Source organism: Ancylobacter sp. GW821-FHT10E12, from assembly GCF_058809335.1.
Genome location: NZ_JBXASN010000020.1, coordinates 26,822 through 41,563 on the forward strand (window position 1 = coordinate 26,822; position 14,742 = coordinate 41,563).

The following is a 14,742-nucleotide window of genomic DNA, read 5'->3' on the forward strand; positions in this document are numbered from 1 at the left end:
CGCCAATCTCCGCTTGACGAGCGATTGATATAACAAATAACATCTCGGCATCATCAAGGCCCCGGAAGGGAACGGATCATGCTTGAGAAGGGAATGCGGGCTCTCGTCACCGGCGGCAGCGGCGGGCTCGGCGCCGCGCTGGTGCGGATGCTCGCCGGCCACGGCGTACATACCGTCGCGCTGTCGAACGACCAGCCGAAGCTCGATGCCCTGAAGGGTGTCGAGAATGTCGAGACCGTCTTCATGGACGTGACCGACGCCGACGCGCTGAAGGCCGCCTTCTCCGGCCGGCAGATCGACATTCTCGTCAACGCGGCCGGCGTTCTCGGCGTCACCGGCACGCTCTACTCGGTGCCGACCGCGTCGGCGCAGCGCATCCTCGACGTCAATGTCATCGGCATTCACAATGCCCTCTCGGCGGTGGTGCCGGGCATGGTGGAGCGCGACCGCGGGCACATCGTCAATATCGGCTCGCTGGCGGGGCCGTATGCCTCGGCCGGCCAGCCCATGTACAGCGCCTCCAAGGCGGCGGTGCACAATATGAGCTTCAACCTGCGCATGGAGCTGTTCGGCACCAATGTGCGGGTCACCGAGATCCGTCCCGGCCGCGTGCGCACCGGCATGCACGCGGAGATGTTCGACGGCGACCATTCCAAGTCGGACGCGCTGCTCTACGACCCCTATGAATGCCTGCGGCCGGCCGACATTGCCGGGGCGATCGAATACGTGCTGTCGACGCCGACCCATGTCTGCGTGTCGCAGATCGAGGTCGTGCCCACTCACCAGGTGGTCGGCGGCACCCGCATGTATAATCGCCAGGCTGGCGCCTGAGCCGGGGCCTGTCCCCGCGCGCGTGAGGATATCGTCATGCCGGCACCCGCAGAGCAGCAGATCGCCGTCATCGGCGCCGGCATCGTCGGCATTTCCTCGGCGCTGTATCTGCAGAAGGCCGGCTTCGCGGTCACGCTGATCGACCGCGCCGAGCCGGGCAACGGCGCCTCCTTCGGCAATGCCGGCGCCCTGGCGCCGCATGCCTTCGTGCCGGTCAACAGTCCGTCCATTCCGCGGCGCCTGCTGCCGCTGATGTTCGCGGGCGGCAGCCCGCTCAGCATCAACTGGAGCTACGCGCCGCGGATGCTGCCGTGGCTGGTCTCGTTCCTTTCGCATTGCACGCCGGCGGAGGTCGCGCGGATCGCCCACGCGCTGCATGCGCTGCTGTCGCGCAACCTCGAATTCGCGGTGCCGCTGTTCCGCGAGAGCGGCGCCGACCGGCTGATGCGGGCCGGCGGCTACCTGCATCTCTATGAGCGCGAGGCCGACATGGCCGGCCTCGCCACCGAGATCGCGCTCTACAAGGAGTTCGCCGCCGACGTCCACGAGATCGACGCCGCCGAAATCCGGCGGATGGAGCCGCATCTGGCGCCGGTCTTCGCCAGGGCGCTCTATTTCGGCTCGGCGCTGCACTATCTGAGCCCGGTCGAGGTCTGCGCGAGCCTGGTACGGCATTTCTGCGCCGAGGGCGGCACGTTCCGCCGCGACGAGGTCCGCGCGCTGGAAGCGCGGCCGGACGGCAAGGTCATCCTGCGCGGCGATGCCGCCGGCATCTACGACCAGGTCGTGCTCGCCGCCGGCGCGCATGCGCGCCGGCTGTTCGGCGGCGCCGTCGAGCGGCTGCCGCTGGAGACCGAGCGCGGCTATCACGTGGTGTTCGGCAATCATGGCGGCATCATCGGCCGTCCCTGTTCCAGCGCCACGGCGGGTTTCGCCATGACGCCGATGAACGAGGGGCTGCGCTGCGCCGGCATGGTCGAGCTCGCCGGCCTCGACCGGCCGCCCAACCCGGCCTGCCACGCCTATCTGGAGCGCACCGCCCGGCGCTTCCTGCCCGACCTGACGGAGAGCCCGTCCTCCACCTGGATGGGGTTCCGGCCGTCCATGCCGGACGCGCTGCCGGTCATCGGCCGCTCCACGCGCACGCCGCAGGTGATCCTCGCCTTCGGCCATCACCATGTCGGCATGTCGAGCGGCTGCGTCACCGGGCGCATCGTCGCCGCCATCGCCGCCGGCGAGACCCCGCCCGTCGACATCTCCCCGTTTTCATCCGGCCGGTTCTGAGGGAAGCGATGCTGCCTTACTACGACAAGCAACGGATCGCCGCGGTGCTGGATCTGGATGCGCTGATCGATGCGATGGAGCGCGCGCTGATCGCCTTCTCCACCGGGCAGGTGATCCAGCCGGTGCGCCTGCGCGTCGTCGACCCGGAGGCCGGCGGCGACATGTGCCTGATGCCGGCGGTGACCGACATCTTTGCCGTCAAGCTGGTCGGCAACTATCCGGGCAACCATGGGCGCGGGCTTCCGAGCCACAATGCCGTGCTGCTGGTGTTCGACCGCTGGACCGGCCTGCCGCGCGCCGTGCTCGACGGCACCTACATCACCCAGATGCGCACCTCGGCCGTCTCGGCGATGGCGGCGCGCCGCCTGGCCGCGCCCGATGCGAGGGTGCTGGCGATCCTCGGCAGCGGCGCGCAGGCGCGCGGGCACTACCAGACGATGCGCCGCATCCGCGCCTTCGACGAGGTGCGGGTGTGGAGCCGCAATCCCGATCATGCCCGCGCCTTCGCGCAGGAGATCGGCGCCACGCTCTGCGCCACCAGCGAGGAGGCGGTGCGCGGCGCCGACGTGATCGCCACCACCACCTCGGCCAGGGAGCCGATCGTCAGGGGCGAGTGGCTGAAGCCCGGCGCGCATGTGAGCGCCGTCGGCTGGAACGGCCTCGACGGGCGCGAGCTCGACGATGCGACGATGCGTTCGCTGGTGCTGGTGGAATCCCGCGAGGCGGCCAGCCAGGAATCCGGCAATATCCTGGTGTCCGGCGCCGCCATCCATGCCGAGCTCGGCGAGGTGCTGGCCGGCCGGGTCGGCGTGGACGTGTCGAAGACCACCGTCTTCATCTCGGTCGGCATCGCCACCGAGGATGCCTATGCCGCCGACCTGGTGCTGTCCGCCCTGAAGGAATGATCCCCCTGCAGCGGTGGCGGACGTCGCTTTGCCTGTAGAAATGTTACAACATGTATCATATGACGATGCTGCGTTGGCATCGGAGGTGCGCCGAATGAAGAACTCGCCGTCGATCGAGGAACAGATCGAGATGCATCGCAAGATGGTGCTCGTGCGTCGGCTGGAGGAGCGTCTCGGCGATCTCCACAAGGCCGGCAAGACGCGCGGCCCCATCCATCGCTGCGACGGCCAGGAGGCCGTCGGCATCGGCGCCACCGCCATGCTCGCCTCCAGCGATTTCGTCACCAGCACCCATCGCGGCCACGCGCATTATATCGGCAAGGGCGTCGATGTGCGGGGCGTGGCGGCCGAGATCCTCGGCCGCGTCACCGGCACCTGTGGCGGCCGCGCCGGCCATATGCTGATCGGCGACAAGGCGAACGGCATGATCGGCGGCAATGCCATCGTCGGCGGCTCGATCCCCGCCGCCACCGGCATGGCGCTGTCGATCCAGGTGCGCGGCACGTCCGACGTGGCGATGTGTTTCTTCGGCGACGGCGCCGCGCAGACCGGCATCTGCCATGAATCGATGAACATTGCCGGGCTGTGGAAGCTGCCGGTGGTTTTCTTGCTGGAGCACAATCAGTTCGGGCTCACCGTGCACCACACCGTCCAGTCGCCGGTGCCGGACCTGAGCATCCGTGCCGCCGGCTATGCCATCGCCAGCGAGATCGTCGACGGCAATGACGCGGTGGCGGTCTACCGCGCCGTCGCCCGCGCGGTGGAGCGCGCCCGCCGCGGCGAGGGGCCGACGCTGATCGAGGCCAAGACCTACCGCATGCAGGGCTTTTCGACCTCCGACATGGGCGGCTACCAGGCCGAGGCGGACCTCTCCGCCTGGGCCGCGCGCGATCCCATCCGCATCAGCTACGCCGCGCTGGTCGACGCGGTCGGCGGCGCCGCGCTCGACCGGGTCGAGGCCGAGGCGATTGCCGAGGTGGAGGCGGCGATCGAGGAGGCGCTGGCGGCGCCGCTGCCCAGCTTCGAGCCGTTCGCCAACAGCGCTCCTTACGCCAGCGTTCCCTACGCCTATGCGGAGGCCAACTGACATGGCGATGATGCGATATGCCGAGGCGCTGAACCAGGCGCTCCGCGAGGAAATGCAGCGTGATTCCAATGTCTTCCTCTTCGGCGAGGACATTGCCCGCTATGGCGGCGTGTTCAAGGTCACGCGCGGGCTGATGGACGAGTTCGGCGAGAGCCGGGTCCGCGACACCCCGATCTCCGAGCAGACGCTGGCCGCCATGGCGGTGACCGCCTCGATGACCGGCACCCGGCCGGTGCTGGAGATCATGTATGCCGACTTCATGCCGCTGGTGCTGGACGCGCTGATCAACCAGGCGTCGATCTACGAATATCTCTGGCAGAACGTGTCGATGCCCTTCGTGCTGCGCACCCAGGGCGGCGGCGGCGCCGGTGCCGGGGCGCAGCATTCCAAGAGCCTCGATTCGCTGGTCGCGCATATCCCCGGCATCAAGGTGGTGGCCCCGGTGACCCCGGCCGACGCCAAGGGCCTGCTGAAGGCGGCGATCCGCGACGAGCAGCCGGTGGTCTTCCTCGAGCACAAGCTGCTCTACAATCTGCGCGACGAGGTGCCGGACGACCCGGACATTCTCGTGCCGCTCGGCAAGGCGAAGACGGTGCGCGAGGGGACGGACGTCTCGATCTTCGCCACCTCGCGCATGGTGATCGAGAGCCAGAAGGCGGCCGAGCTGCTGGCGGCCGAGGGCATTTCCGCCGAGGTGATCGACCTGCGCAGCCTGCGTCCGCTCGATCTCGACGCCATCACATCCTCGATCGCCAGAACCCACCACGCGGTGGTGGTGAACGAGGGCTGGCGCTTCTGCGGCTACGCCGCCGAATTGTCCGCCACCATCATGGACCATGCCTTCGACGACCTCGACGCCCCGGTGGCGCGGGTGACGCTACCGGACATGCCGGTGCCCTATAGCGAGCCGCTGGAGATGGCGGTGCTGCCCAATGCCGCCCGCATCGCCGCCGCCGCCCGCAAGACGCTGACGTGAAGGGGGCGCTGAAGTGAGGAGGATCACATCGTGACCGACATCACAGTCGTCGGCGCCGGCGGCGAGTACATGGAGTCCGTCGTCGTGGTCTCCTGGCACAAGCAGCCGGGCGACACGGTCAAGGCGGGCGATCTCGTCGTCACGGTGGAGACCGCCAAGGCCGCGACCGAGATCGAGGCGCCGTCTTCCGGCGTGCTGGCGGAAATCCGCACCCCGGTAGGCCAGGAGATCGCGGTGGGCGGCGTGCTCGGCGTGATCGCCGACGCCTCAGACGGCGCCGTGCCGCGTTCGGAAGCCCCGGCCGCTTCCGCCGCCGCGCCTCCGCCCCGGGCCGCCGCACCGGCGCCGCCGGCCGGGCCGGCCCCCGCGAGCGCGTCCGTCCGGACCAAGGCGTCGCCGCTCGCCCGGCGAATCGCCGCGCAGCGCGGCATCGACCTGTCGGCGCTCACCGCCTCCAGCCCGTCGGGACGGATCAAGCTGCGCGATGTCGAGGCCCATGACCGCACGAGCCCGCGCCCGGCCTTCGTGGCCTCACGCCCGGCGACTGGCGTGGCACCCCCGCGCGGGGATGGCCTGCACCTGACGCGCCGCGGCCCCAGGGACGGCACCGCTTTCGTCTTCCTGCACGGCTTCGGGGCGGACGGGTTCTCCTGGCAGCCGCTCGTCGCGGCAATGGGCGGAGACGTCCACGCCGTCCTCGTCGATCTGCCCGGCCACGGGCGCTCGCCGCTCGGGCCGAGGCCGGTCTCGGTGGAAAGCCTGGCGGCGGAGGTGGCGGCGTCGCTCGAAGCCGCCGGCGTCGAGGATATCCATCTCGTCGGCCATTCCCTCGGCGGCGCGCTGGCGCTGGCGCTGGCGGAAACCGGCCGGGTCTCCCTGCGCTCGCTCACGTTGCTGGCGCCGGCCGGTCTCGGCCCCGAGATCGACGGCGATTTCCTTGCCGGCTACACCCGCGCCAGCTGCGCGGAGAGCCTGCGCCCCTGGCTGCTGCGACTGTTCGCCGATGCGTCCATCGTGACGCCGGGCTACGTGCAGGCGGCGCTTCGGGCCCGCGCGGATGCCGGCTTGCGCCAGGTTCAGGCCGATCTTGCCGCGGCGCTGTTTCCCGATGGCACCCAGGCCGCCGACCTGCGCCAGGCGCTCCGGCGCATCACGGCGCCGCAGAAGATCATCTGGGGCGAGCGCGACCGCATCATCCCGATGCGCCATGCGCTGAAGGCGGGCGCAGCGGCGGCGGTGCACTTCCTCCCCGATATCGGCCATATGCCGCATGTCGAGGACCCCTCGACGGTGGCGCGGCTGGTGCTGCAGAACGCGCGCTGCGCCGCCTAGGCCGATGGGGCGCATGAACGGCGCGAGACGGGAGGCGGCATGAAACCGGCGACCAAACCGGCGACCAAACCGGCGGTCATTGTGACCGGGGCGAGCGGCGGCATCGGCCGCTCCATCGTCGCCCGGCTGATGCAGGAGGGCTATCCGGTGCTCGGCCTCGGCACCAATGCCGGGAGCCTGGCGACGTTGCAGGTGGAGACCGGATGCCGGGTGCTGGCGCTGGACCTGTGCGACGCCGGCGCCACCGCCCGCGCGCTGGCGGAGGAGCCGGCCGGCGTGCTGATCCACGCCGCCGGCCTGCTCGGGCCGCAGGTGGCGCTGCACGAGACGCCGCCGGAGGTGGCCGACAAGCTAGTGGCGGTCAACATCATCGGCACGGTGAACGTGCTGCGCGCCGTGGTCCCGACCCTGCTCGCCGGGAAGGCCGGCACCATCGTCATGCTCGGGTCGATCTGCGGCACCGCGCCCGGCACCGGCCCCTCGCTCTACAGCGCCACCAAGGCCGCCATGCACGCCATGTGCGCCAATCTGCGCGTCGACCTGCGCGGCAGTCCGATCCGCGTCAGCGAAATCCTGCTCGGCCGGGTCCGCACCGGCATCCACGACCAGCTCGGCTCGCCGGAAGAATTCTATGCCGGCTATGAATGCCTGGAGGCGGAGAACGTCGCGGCAACGGTGCTGCACGTGCTGACCAGCCCCGATTTCGTCGACCTCGCCAGCATCGAGATGCTGCCAACCCGCCAGGTGATCGGCGGTGCCGATTTTTCCAAGGAATGATCCCCATGGCTTCGCTTTATTTCACCCTCGACGGCGCCTCGCACGAGATCGAGCTGTTTCCCGATCTCGCGCCCGTCACCATCGGCACGCTCGTTTCGACGCTGCCGGCGACCATCGACATCCATTGCGCCAAGATCGCCGGCCAGCACATCTTCTGGCATGCGCCGGTGCTGGCCGACATCGAGAAGGCGCAGGACATCCTGACCCTGCCGGCCGGCACGTTTCTCTATTGGCCGGAACGCCAGTTCCTCGAACTGATCTATGGCGAGCTGCAGGCCGAGAAGGCCCAGGTCTCCGTGCTCGGCCGGCTGACCGGCGACATCGCGTGGCTGAAGGCGTTCGGCCGCCATGTGGTGGAAAGCCATGGCAGCGAGCCGCTCGTCGCCACGCTGGCCGCCGGCGAGGACGCGCGGGCGCTTGCCATCCCGGAGAAGCCGTTCACCGATGCCGGCCTGCTCGCCCTGCGCGAAGCCCGCAAGGCCATGTGGCAGGCGCCGCCGGAGGAGATGCTGGTGCTGCTGCGCCGCGAGGGCATGATGCTTCCCTATGGCCCGCTCGCCATGGCGGAGGGCGAGCTGCGCAAGCTGCATGAACTGCTCTGGCGCCTCAGGAGCGACGCCCATGGCATCGCGCTGTCCGATCGCGCACGGACCGCGTCCTTCCTCATCGATGCCTTCAACGCCCGGATCGATGGATTCTGCGCCCTGCACGAGACCGGCAAGGTGCTCGACGCCGGCAAGGAACTGCTGCGGCAGCCGGAGCTGGTCGACGACGTCATCGCCGAGCTGGTGCTGTTCACCGGCCGCGCCGCCGCATGGCTCGACGGCTTCATCCCGTGGAACAGGCTGAACCGGGCGACGCTCGACGCCCTCGGCGGCCGCGGCATCCGCTAGCGGCGTCTACCTGCGAAAAGGGCGGCGCCTCCCATTGAGGCGCCGCCCTTCGCATGGATGCGCCGGCGCGCCGCGTCAGGCGATGCCGAAATACAGCCGCTCGATCCGGTTGAGCATCACGGAGGGCTCGCTCGTATAGTCGCGCCAGACCGGCGCCTCGCCGTCGATCTCGACGAACAGCCGCCACGCGCCTTCGGATGTGTTGAGCCGGCAGGCCGGGAACATCATGTGGTGATGCCAGGCCCGGCCGGCCTCGATCGCGCCGGTGATGCTGCCGATGAGGCGCTGGTCGGCCTCGTCGAGCGCAGCCTCGCCATGCGGCTTGCCGGCGAGCGCGTCGGCGCCGTGCAGCAGCGGCAGCAGCTGTTTGTTCACCGCGGTCGGCTTGTCGGCATAGAAGGCGCAGAGCGCGCGCTGCTGCGCCGTCAGCTCCAGCAAGAAGGTGTAGCCCTCCCGGTTCGGGCTGAAGGCGCAGGTCGGCGCCAGCACATGGAAGTGCCAGGCCTCCCGGCGCTCATGCGCGGCGGTTGCCGCCGCGACGATGTCGCTCTCCTCGACCGCCTCGAAGGCGAAGGCGGCGTCGGTCTCGCAGGCCCGGCACATGGCAGGCTCCTCACTCGCAGCCGATCACGGCGGTCGCCGCGATCTCGACCAGCACGCCCGGCACCGGGAAGGCGACGACCAGCGCGGCATTGGTCGGCGGCGAATTCCCGAAGATGGCGCCAAGCTCCGGGCCGACCTCCTTGAACACCTCCGGCGCGCTCACATAGGTGGTGATCTGCACGATATCCCTAAGCGAGCCGCCGGCCGCCGCCAGCGCCGGCTCGAAATTCCTGATGATCTGGCGCAACTGGCCGACGGCGTCCTCCGGCATGGCGCCGGCGGCGTAATCCATGCCGATGGTGCCGGAAATATACAGCGTGTCGCCGGCCTTCACCGCCCGCGAATAGCCATAGGCCTTCTCGAACTGGGAGCCCGACGAGATGTTCTGACGCTTCACCACTTTGTTCTCCATCCGGTGCCTGGGCCTCGATCGCGAGGCCGCCTGTTAGGAAACGACGCGCTATTTCGGCGCCATCAGATAGCCGTTGGCGATCCAGCCGCCATCGACCTTGAGATGATCGCCGGTGATCATTCCGGCCTCGTCGCCGACGAGGAAGCCGCAGGCGGCGGCGATCTCCTCCGGCTCGGCGATGCGGCGCATCGGCGTGCGGCGCGACACCGCGTCGACATCGTAGATGCCGCGGTCGATCAGCGACTGCACCATCGGGGTGCGGGTGCCGGTCGGCGCGACCGAATTGACGCGGATGCCGAGCGGCCCCCATTCCACCGCCAGCGAATTGGTCAGCGCGATCACCGCGCCCTTGGACGCGCAATAGGCCGTGCGGCTCGGCGCGCCCTGGAAGCCGTAGACGGAGCTGATATTGACGATCGAGCCGCCGCCGCTCGCGGCCATGCGGCGTCCGGCGGCCTGGCAGACGATCCAGGTGCCGGTGAGGTTGGTGTCGATCACCGAGCGGAACGATTCGATGGAGGTCTCCAGCGCCGGCTCCACCATCACGACGCCGGCCGAGTTGACCACGGCGTCGACGCCGCCGAAACGCGACGCCATGTCGTCGACGGCAGCCTCGATCGCCGGCGCATCCGTCACCGAGGCCTGGCAGATGGCCACCTCGGCGTCGCCGAGCGTGCGGACGGCGTCCGCGAGCGCCGAGCCGGGGAGGTCGATGAGAAACAGCCGCGCGCCCTCGCGCGCGAAGAACCGCGCCGTCGCGAGGCCGATGCCGTTGGCGGCGCCCGTTACCAGAACACGCCGACCCTGATGTCTCTTCATCGCGATCTCCCTCATTTCAGATTATATAACAAATGACACATCCGATTTGAGACGCAAAGGGCACGGGGCTGGAATCGGCCCGATACCGGGCCTCATTCCGCCCCGCCGGCTACCGGTAATGATATAAATATACGATATTTATCAATATGTTGATGGAATATTGGATATCGGCTGGGCGCTCCGCCAAAACTTCATTTGACAGTCGGTCACATATTTATACGATATAACAAAAAAGAGAACGACCTTAACCAGATTGTCCGCGCCATCGGCGAAGCCATGCGCATATTTCGGCACCGGAAGTGGGGAACTTCGACATGAACATCGCACGCGTTTGGAACAAGCTCGCGCGGGTCTGCGCCCGCGGCATCGGGGCGGGGGCGATTGGCCTCCTCGCCATCACCGGCGGCATGCAGGCGACGCCCGCCCATGCCGACGGCTACTGGAAGGACGTGCAGAGCCGCGGCGTGCTGCGCTGCGCGGCCGCCATCTCGCCGCCCTATGTGATGAAGGATCTGAAGACCGGCGAATATGGCGGCGCCTATCTCGACCTGTGCAAGCAGTTCGCCGACGTGCTCAAGGTCAAGATCGAGTTCGTCGACACCACCTGGGACAACATCGTCGCCGGCCTGCAGGCAGGCAAGTGGGACATGTCGCCCGCGCTCAACCGCACCCCGGCCCGCGCGCTGGTGATCAACTATTCGACCATCGCCGGCTATGACGAGATGAACTTCGCCTACCTGCTGGCCAACGACAAGGTGAAGGACCCGGCGACCGATCTGTCGACCTTCGACAAGCCCGGCATCCGCGTCGGCGTCATGTCCGGCTCGGCGCAGGACCACAAGGTCACCGAGCGCTTCAAGCAGGCGCAGATCGTGCGCCTGCCGGACGCCAACGGCCTCAACCTGGCGCTGCTCTCGGGCCGCGTCGACGTCGCCGGCGCCGATTCCACCACCAACCTGCTGCTGCAGACCGCCAATGCCGACAAGGTCGGCATCGTCGAGGCGCATCCCGCGCTGATGAAGCAGGGCATCAGCTTCGGCCTGCCGCCGGCCATCGCCCAGCGCGACATTGACGTGCTGAACATCTTCATCGAGGAGAAAGTGGCGCTCGGCGCGGTGGATGCCAGCCTGAAGCACTGGAGCGAGGTCTATCTGGCCGGCGCCAAGTAGCCGCGCTCGAGCGAGCCAAACCCTGCCGGGGCGGATATGGTTCATGCCATGTCCGCCCTTGTGAACAAAAGGAAGGTGTCGGCATGTCGTCCTGCTTCTTGAGCGTGCAGAACCTGCGCAAATCCTATGGCGGGCACGTCGTTGTCCTGCGCGACATCAATTTCAAGATGGATGCCGGCGAACGCGTGGTCATCATCGGTCCGAGCGGCAGCGGCAAGAGCACCCTGCTGCGCTGCGTGATGGGGCTGGAGAAGATCGAGAGCGGACGTATCGAATTCGAAGGCGCGCGCTACATCGAGGCGCACCCGAACGGCCGCAAGGACAACCTCGTCGACACAAGGGTACGCGACAAGGTCGGCATGGTGTTCCAGCACTACACGCTGTTCCCGCATCTGACCGTGCTCGGCAATCTCGTTCTCGCGCCGATCCGCGCCCGCGGCGAAAGCCGCGCCGTCGCCACCGAGCGCGCCATGCAGCTGCTGCATCGGCTCGGCCTCGACAATCGCGCCGACGCCTATCCCGGCATGCTGTCGGGCGGCCAGAAGCAGCGCGTCGCCATCGCCCGCGCCCTGCTGCTCGATCCGAAGATCATGCTGTTCGACGAGGTGACCTCCGCGCTCGACCCCGAGCTGGTCGCCGAGGTCGAGGGGCTCATGCTCGAACTGGCGGAGCAGAAGATGTCGATGATGATCGTCACCCACGACATGTGGTTCGCCAAGCGCATCGCTACGCGGGTGATCTTCTCCGCCGAGGGCCGCATCATCGAGGACGGCCCGCCCGCGCAGCTCTTCTCGCATCCCAAGGAGCCGCGCACGGCGGACTTTCTCAAGAAGGTCCTGCACGTCGAAACGGTCGCGTGAGGGGGGCGGGGAGATGGGCGCTTACAACTGGGATTTCTCCGTCATCTGGAGCAGCTGGCCGCAGCTCGCGCGGGGCCTCGCGGTCACGCTGGAACTCACGGCGATCTGCATGGTCATCGGCCTCGTCGGCGGGTTCCTCGTCTGCCTCATGGCGATGAGCCGCATCGCGCCGCTGCGCTGGGTCGCCGTCGCCTTCATCGAGCTGTTCCGCTGCACGCCGGCGCTGGTGCAGATCATCTGGATCTTCTACTGCGTGCCGATCTTCTTCGGCGTGTTCCTCGATCCGTTCCTGATGGCGATCCTGGCGCTGGGCATGAACGTCACCGCCTTCAACGCCGAGGCGTACCGGGCGGCGATCCAGGCGATACCCTCCTCGCATTACGATGCCAGCACCGCGCTCGGCCTGTCGCCCTTCAAGAAGACGGTCTTCGTCATCCTGCCGCAGGCGCTGCTGATGGCGACGCCGGTACTGCTCACCAACACCATCGGCCTGCTGCAGCAGACCTCGCTCGTCGCCATCGTGGCGATCGCCGACCTCATGTACGAGGGCAAGAGCCTCGCCACCCAGACCTACCGGCCGATCGAGATCTACACGACGGTGGCGGCCATCTATTTCCTGTTCTCGCTGCCGCTCTCGCAGGTTGTCGGCCTGTGCGAGAAGCGTCTCCGCTCGCGGCTGGCCTGAGGAAGCGACCGATGGACATCATGAAGTCGCTGGCCTTCCTGTACGACTACCGGCAGGCCCTGCTCACCGGCCTCGGCAACACGCTGTACTTCACCGCGCTCGGCCTCGCCATCGGCCTCACGATCGGCTTCGTCGTCAGCGTCGTGCGGCATGCCGGGCATCCGGTGCTGAAGATGATCGCCACCGCCTATGTCGAGATCTTCCGCGGCACGCCGGTGCTGATCCAGCTGTTCTGGTTCTTCTTCTGCCTGCCGGCGCTGCTCGGGGTCGATCTCGGCAATTTCACCTCCACGGTGATGACGCTGTCGCTCTATATGGGGGCGATCTCCAGCGAGAGCTTCCGCGCCGCGCTGAAGTCCATCGGCTCCGAGCAGCGCGATGCCTGCGTCGCGCTCGGCCTGCCGAGCCGGGTCAGCGTTCCCTATGTCATCCTGCCGCAGACGGTGATGCGCGCGGTGCCGACGCTGCTGTCCAACTGCGTCACCCTGTTCAAGGAAAGCGCGCTGGTCTCGGCGGTCGGCATGGCCGACCTGATGTACCAGGGGCAGATGATCGCCGACTCGACCGCCCGCCCGATCGAGATCCTCACCGCGACGGCGCTGATCTATTTCGTCATCGCCTTCTCGGTGACCCGCATCGTCACCTTCTACGAGCAGAGCTATCTCGCCCGGCTGCGTCTCTAGCCCGCGGCGGTCGGCGAGGGCGTCCGCGGCGGCGCGGCGTTGACGGCCTTCCATGTGTCGGTTATTCTCGACATATGGAATCAGAACAGGCTCTCCTCGCCTTCGCGGCGCTTGCCCAGTCGACGCGGCTCGACGTGTTCCGGCTATTGATCGCGCATGAGCCGGACGGCCTGCCGGCCGGGGACATCGCGCGGCACATGGCGGTGCCCCACAACACCATGTCGACGCATCTCGCGGTCCTCGCCCGCGCCGGGCTGATCGAAGCCGAGCGGCACAGCCGGTCGATCGTCTACCGCGCGAGGCTCGACGCGGTGCGGGAGCTCGCCTTCTACCTCGTCAAGGATTGCTGCGGCGGACGGCCGGAAATCTGCGCGCCGCTGGTCGCCGGGCTTTCGCCCTGCTGCACGCCCCGGAACGACGCTGCCAAGGAACGCGCCGATGGTTGACCGCATCGATAACGTGCTCTTCCTCTGCACCGGCAATTCCGCCCGCTCGATCATGGCCGAGAGCCTTCTCGGCAAGGACGGCGCGGGCCGCTTCCGCGCCTTCTCCGCCGGCAGCCAGCCGAAGGGCGCCGTCAATCCGCTCGCGCTGAAGGTGCTGCAGAGCTTCGACTATCCGGCCGAGGGCTTGCGCTCGAAGAGCTGGGAAGAGTTTGCGGGGCCTGACGCCCCGGTGATGGATTTCGTGTTCACCGTCTGCGACAACGCCGCCGGCGAGACCTGCCCGGTATGGCCGGGCCAGCCGATGACCGCGCATTGGGGCATCGAGGATCCCGCCGCGGTCGACGGCAACGACATCCAGAAGCAGGCCGCCTTCGTCGCCGCCTTCCGTCATCTCAGGAACCGGATTTCGGTCTTCGCGGCCTTGCCGGTCGCCAGCCTCGACAGGGTGTCGCTCCGGGCCAGGCTCATGGAGATCGGTCAATCCGAAGCGGCGACCTCGCCCCGAAACAGCGCGGCGTGAGGCAAGGCCATGGATGAGGTAAGGTCATGGATGTCGTCATCTATCACAACCCCGATTGCGGCACCTCGCGCAACACGCTGGCGCTGATCCGCAATGCCGGCGTCGAGCCGCATGTGATCGACTATCTGAAGACGCCGCCGTCGCGCGTCATGCTGGCCCGGCTGGTGGCGCGGATGGGGATCGCCGTCCGCGACCTCGTCCGCGAGAAGGGCACGCCCTATGCCGAGCTCGGCCTCGGCGATCCCGCTCTCACCGACGATCAGCTTCTCGATGCCATGCTGGCGCATCCGATCCTGATCAACCGCCCGATCGTCGTCAGCCCCAGGGGCGTGCGGCTGTGCCGGCCGTCCGAAGAGGTTCTCGACCTGCTGCCGCCGCAATCGGGCGCGTTCGCCAAGGAGGACGGCGAGCGCGTGGTGGACGAGCACGGCCGCCGCGTCGCGACGGCGTGAGGGAGAGC

At 68.2% G+C, this 14,742-nt stretch carries 18 protein-coding genes; 15 read left to right on the top strand and 3 right to left on the bottom strand.

All coding sequences use genetic code 11. From position 1 onward, the window contains the following. Window positions 1-78: 78 nt before the first annotated feature. From AC1RU4_RS22435 to AC1RU4_RS22470, 8 genes are all read left to right on the top strand, one after another. A complete protein-coding gene (locus tag AC1RU4_RS22435) occupies window positions 79-831 on the top strand; it encodes an SDR family oxidoreductase (RefSeq protein WP_492893383.1) in 753 nt (250 codons plus the stop codon). Between the two features lie 36 nt (window positions 832-867). Then, complete coding sequence (locus AC1RU4_RS22440) at window positions 868-2,115, top strand: NAD(P)/FAD-dependent oxidoreductase (RefSeq protein WP_492893385.1); 1,248 nt, start codon at window positions 868-870, stop codon at window positions 2,113-2,115. An 8-nt stretch (window positions 2,116-2,123) separates the two neighbouring features. Further along, complete coding sequence (locus tag AC1RU4_RS22445) at window positions 2,124-3,020, top strand: ornithine cyclodeaminase family protein (protein WP_492893387.1); 897 nt, start codon at window positions 2,124-2,126, stop codon at window positions 3,018-3,020. Window positions 3,021-3,114: 94 nt separating this feature from the next. Beyond that, window positions 3,115-4,107, top strand: coding sequence for a thiamine pyrophosphate-dependent dehydrogenase E1 component subunit alpha (locus AC1RU4_RS22450; protein WP_492893389.1), 993 nt, complete (start codon window positions 3,115-3,117; stop codon window positions 4,105-4,107). 1 nt (window position 4,108) lies between these two features. After that, complete coding sequence (locus AC1RU4_RS22455; RefSeq protein ID WP_492893391.1) at window positions 4,109-5,083, top strand: alpha-ketoacid dehydrogenase subunit beta; 975 nt, start codon at window positions 4,109-4,111, stop codon at window positions 5,081-5,083. Between the two features lie 30 nt (window positions 5,084-5,113). Further along, entirely contained in the window at window positions 5,114-6,415 is a 1,302-nt protein-coding gene (locus tag AC1RU4_RS22460) for an acetoin dehydrogenase dihydrolipoyllysine-residue acetyltransferase subunit (RefSeq protein WP_492893393.1), read from the top strand. Between the two features lie 39 nt (window positions 6,416-6,454). Continuing rightward, the gene (locus AC1RU4_RS22465; protein WP_492893395.1) at window positions 6,455-7,192 is read left to right on the top strand and encodes an SDR family oxidoreductase; all 738 of its coding nucleotides are present in this window, start codon (window positions 6,455-6,457) and stop codon (window positions 7,190-7,192) included. Window positions 7,193-7,197: 5 nt separating this feature from the next. Then, window positions 7,198-8,085 (top strand): hypothetical protein, encoded by an 888-nt coding sequence (locus AC1RU4_RS22470; RefSeq protein ID WP_492893397.1) that lies wholly within the window; start codon window positions 7,198-7,200, stop codon window positions 8,083-8,085. Between the two features lie 75 nt (window positions 8,086-8,160). Here AC1RU4_RS22470 and AC1RU4_RS22475 read toward each other — a convergent pair whose 3' ends face one another. From AC1RU4_RS22475 to AC1RU4_RS22485, 3 genes are read right to left on the bottom strand one after another with little or no spacing between them, the layout of a single operon-like run. Then, window positions 8,161-8,688, bottom strand: a complete 528-nt coding sequence (locus AC1RU4_RS22475) for a hypothetical protein (RefSeq protein WP_492893399.1) — start codon at window positions 8,686-8,688, stop codon at window positions 8,161-8,163. A gap of 10 nt (window positions 8,689-8,698) precedes the next feature. Continuing rightward, window positions 8,699-9,088: a Rid family hydrolase gene (locus AC1RU4_RS22480; RefSeq protein ID WP_492893401.1), complete on the bottom strand. Its 390-nt coding sequence runs from the start codon at window positions 9,086-9,088 to the stop codon at window positions 8,699-8,701. Between the two features lie 60 nt (window positions 9,089-9,148). Further along, the gene (locus AC1RU4_RS22485; RefSeq protein WP_492893403.1) at window positions 9,149-9,919 is read right to left on the bottom strand and encodes an SDR family NAD(P)-dependent oxidoreductase; all 771 of its coding nucleotides are present in this window, start codon (window positions 9,917-9,919) and stop codon (window positions 9,149-9,151) included. 314 nt (window positions 9,920-10,233) lie between these two features. Here AC1RU4_RS22485 and AC1RU4_RS22490 point away from each other — a divergent pair, with 314 nt between their 5' ends. From AC1RU4_RS22490 to arsC, 7 genes are all read left to right on the top strand, one after another. Continuing rightward, a complete protein-coding gene (locus AC1RU4_RS22490) occupies window positions 10,234-11,088 on the top strand; it encodes a substrate-binding periplasmic protein (protein ID WP_492893405.1) in 855 nt (284 codons plus the stop codon). Between the two features lie 83 nt (window positions 11,089-11,171). Then, window positions 11,172-11,948 carry an amino acid ABC transporter ATP-binding protein gene (locus AC1RU4_RS22495; RefSeq protein ID WP_492893407.1) on the top strand — a complete coding sequence of 259 codons (777 nt, stop codon included), beginning with the start codon at window positions 11,172-11,174 and terminating at the stop codon, window positions 11,946-11,948. Between the two features lie 13 nt (window positions 11,949-11,961). Continuing rightward, window positions 11,962-12,633, top strand: coding sequence for an amino acid ABC transporter permease (locus tag AC1RU4_RS22500; protein ID WP_492893409.1), 672 nt, complete (start codon window positions 11,962-11,964; stop codon window positions 12,631-12,633). 17 nt (window positions 12,634-12,650) lie between these two features. Next, entirely contained in the window at window positions 12,651-13,316 is a 666-nt protein-coding gene (locus AC1RU4_RS22505) for an amino acid ABC transporter permease (RefSeq protein WP_492893545.1), read from the top strand. A gap of 74 nt (window positions 13,317-13,390) precedes the next feature. Then, window positions 13,391-13,762 carry an ArsR/SmtB family transcription factor gene (locus tag AC1RU4_RS22510; protein ID WP_492893411.1) on the top strand — a complete coding sequence of 124 codons (372 nt, stop codon included), beginning with the start codon at window positions 13,391-13,393 and terminating at the stop codon, window positions 13,760-13,762. Further along, window positions 13,755-14,282 carry an arsenate reductase ArsC gene (locus AC1RU4_RS22515; protein ID WP_492893413.1) on the top strand — a complete coding sequence of 176 codons (528 nt, stop codon included), beginning with the start codon at window positions 13,755-13,757 and terminating at the stop codon, window positions 14,280-14,282. Before AC1RU4_RS22510 ends, AC1RU4_RS22515 begins: the two co-directional genes overlap by 8 nt. A 26-nt stretch (window positions 14,283-14,308) precedes the next feature. Beyond that, window positions 14,309-14,734, top strand: a complete 426-nt coding sequence (arsC, locus tag AC1RU4_RS22520) for an arsenate reductase (glutaredoxin) (protein WP_492893415.1) — start codon at window positions 14,309-14,311, stop codon at window positions 14,732-14,734. Window positions 14,735-14,742 lie beyond the last annotated feature (8 nt).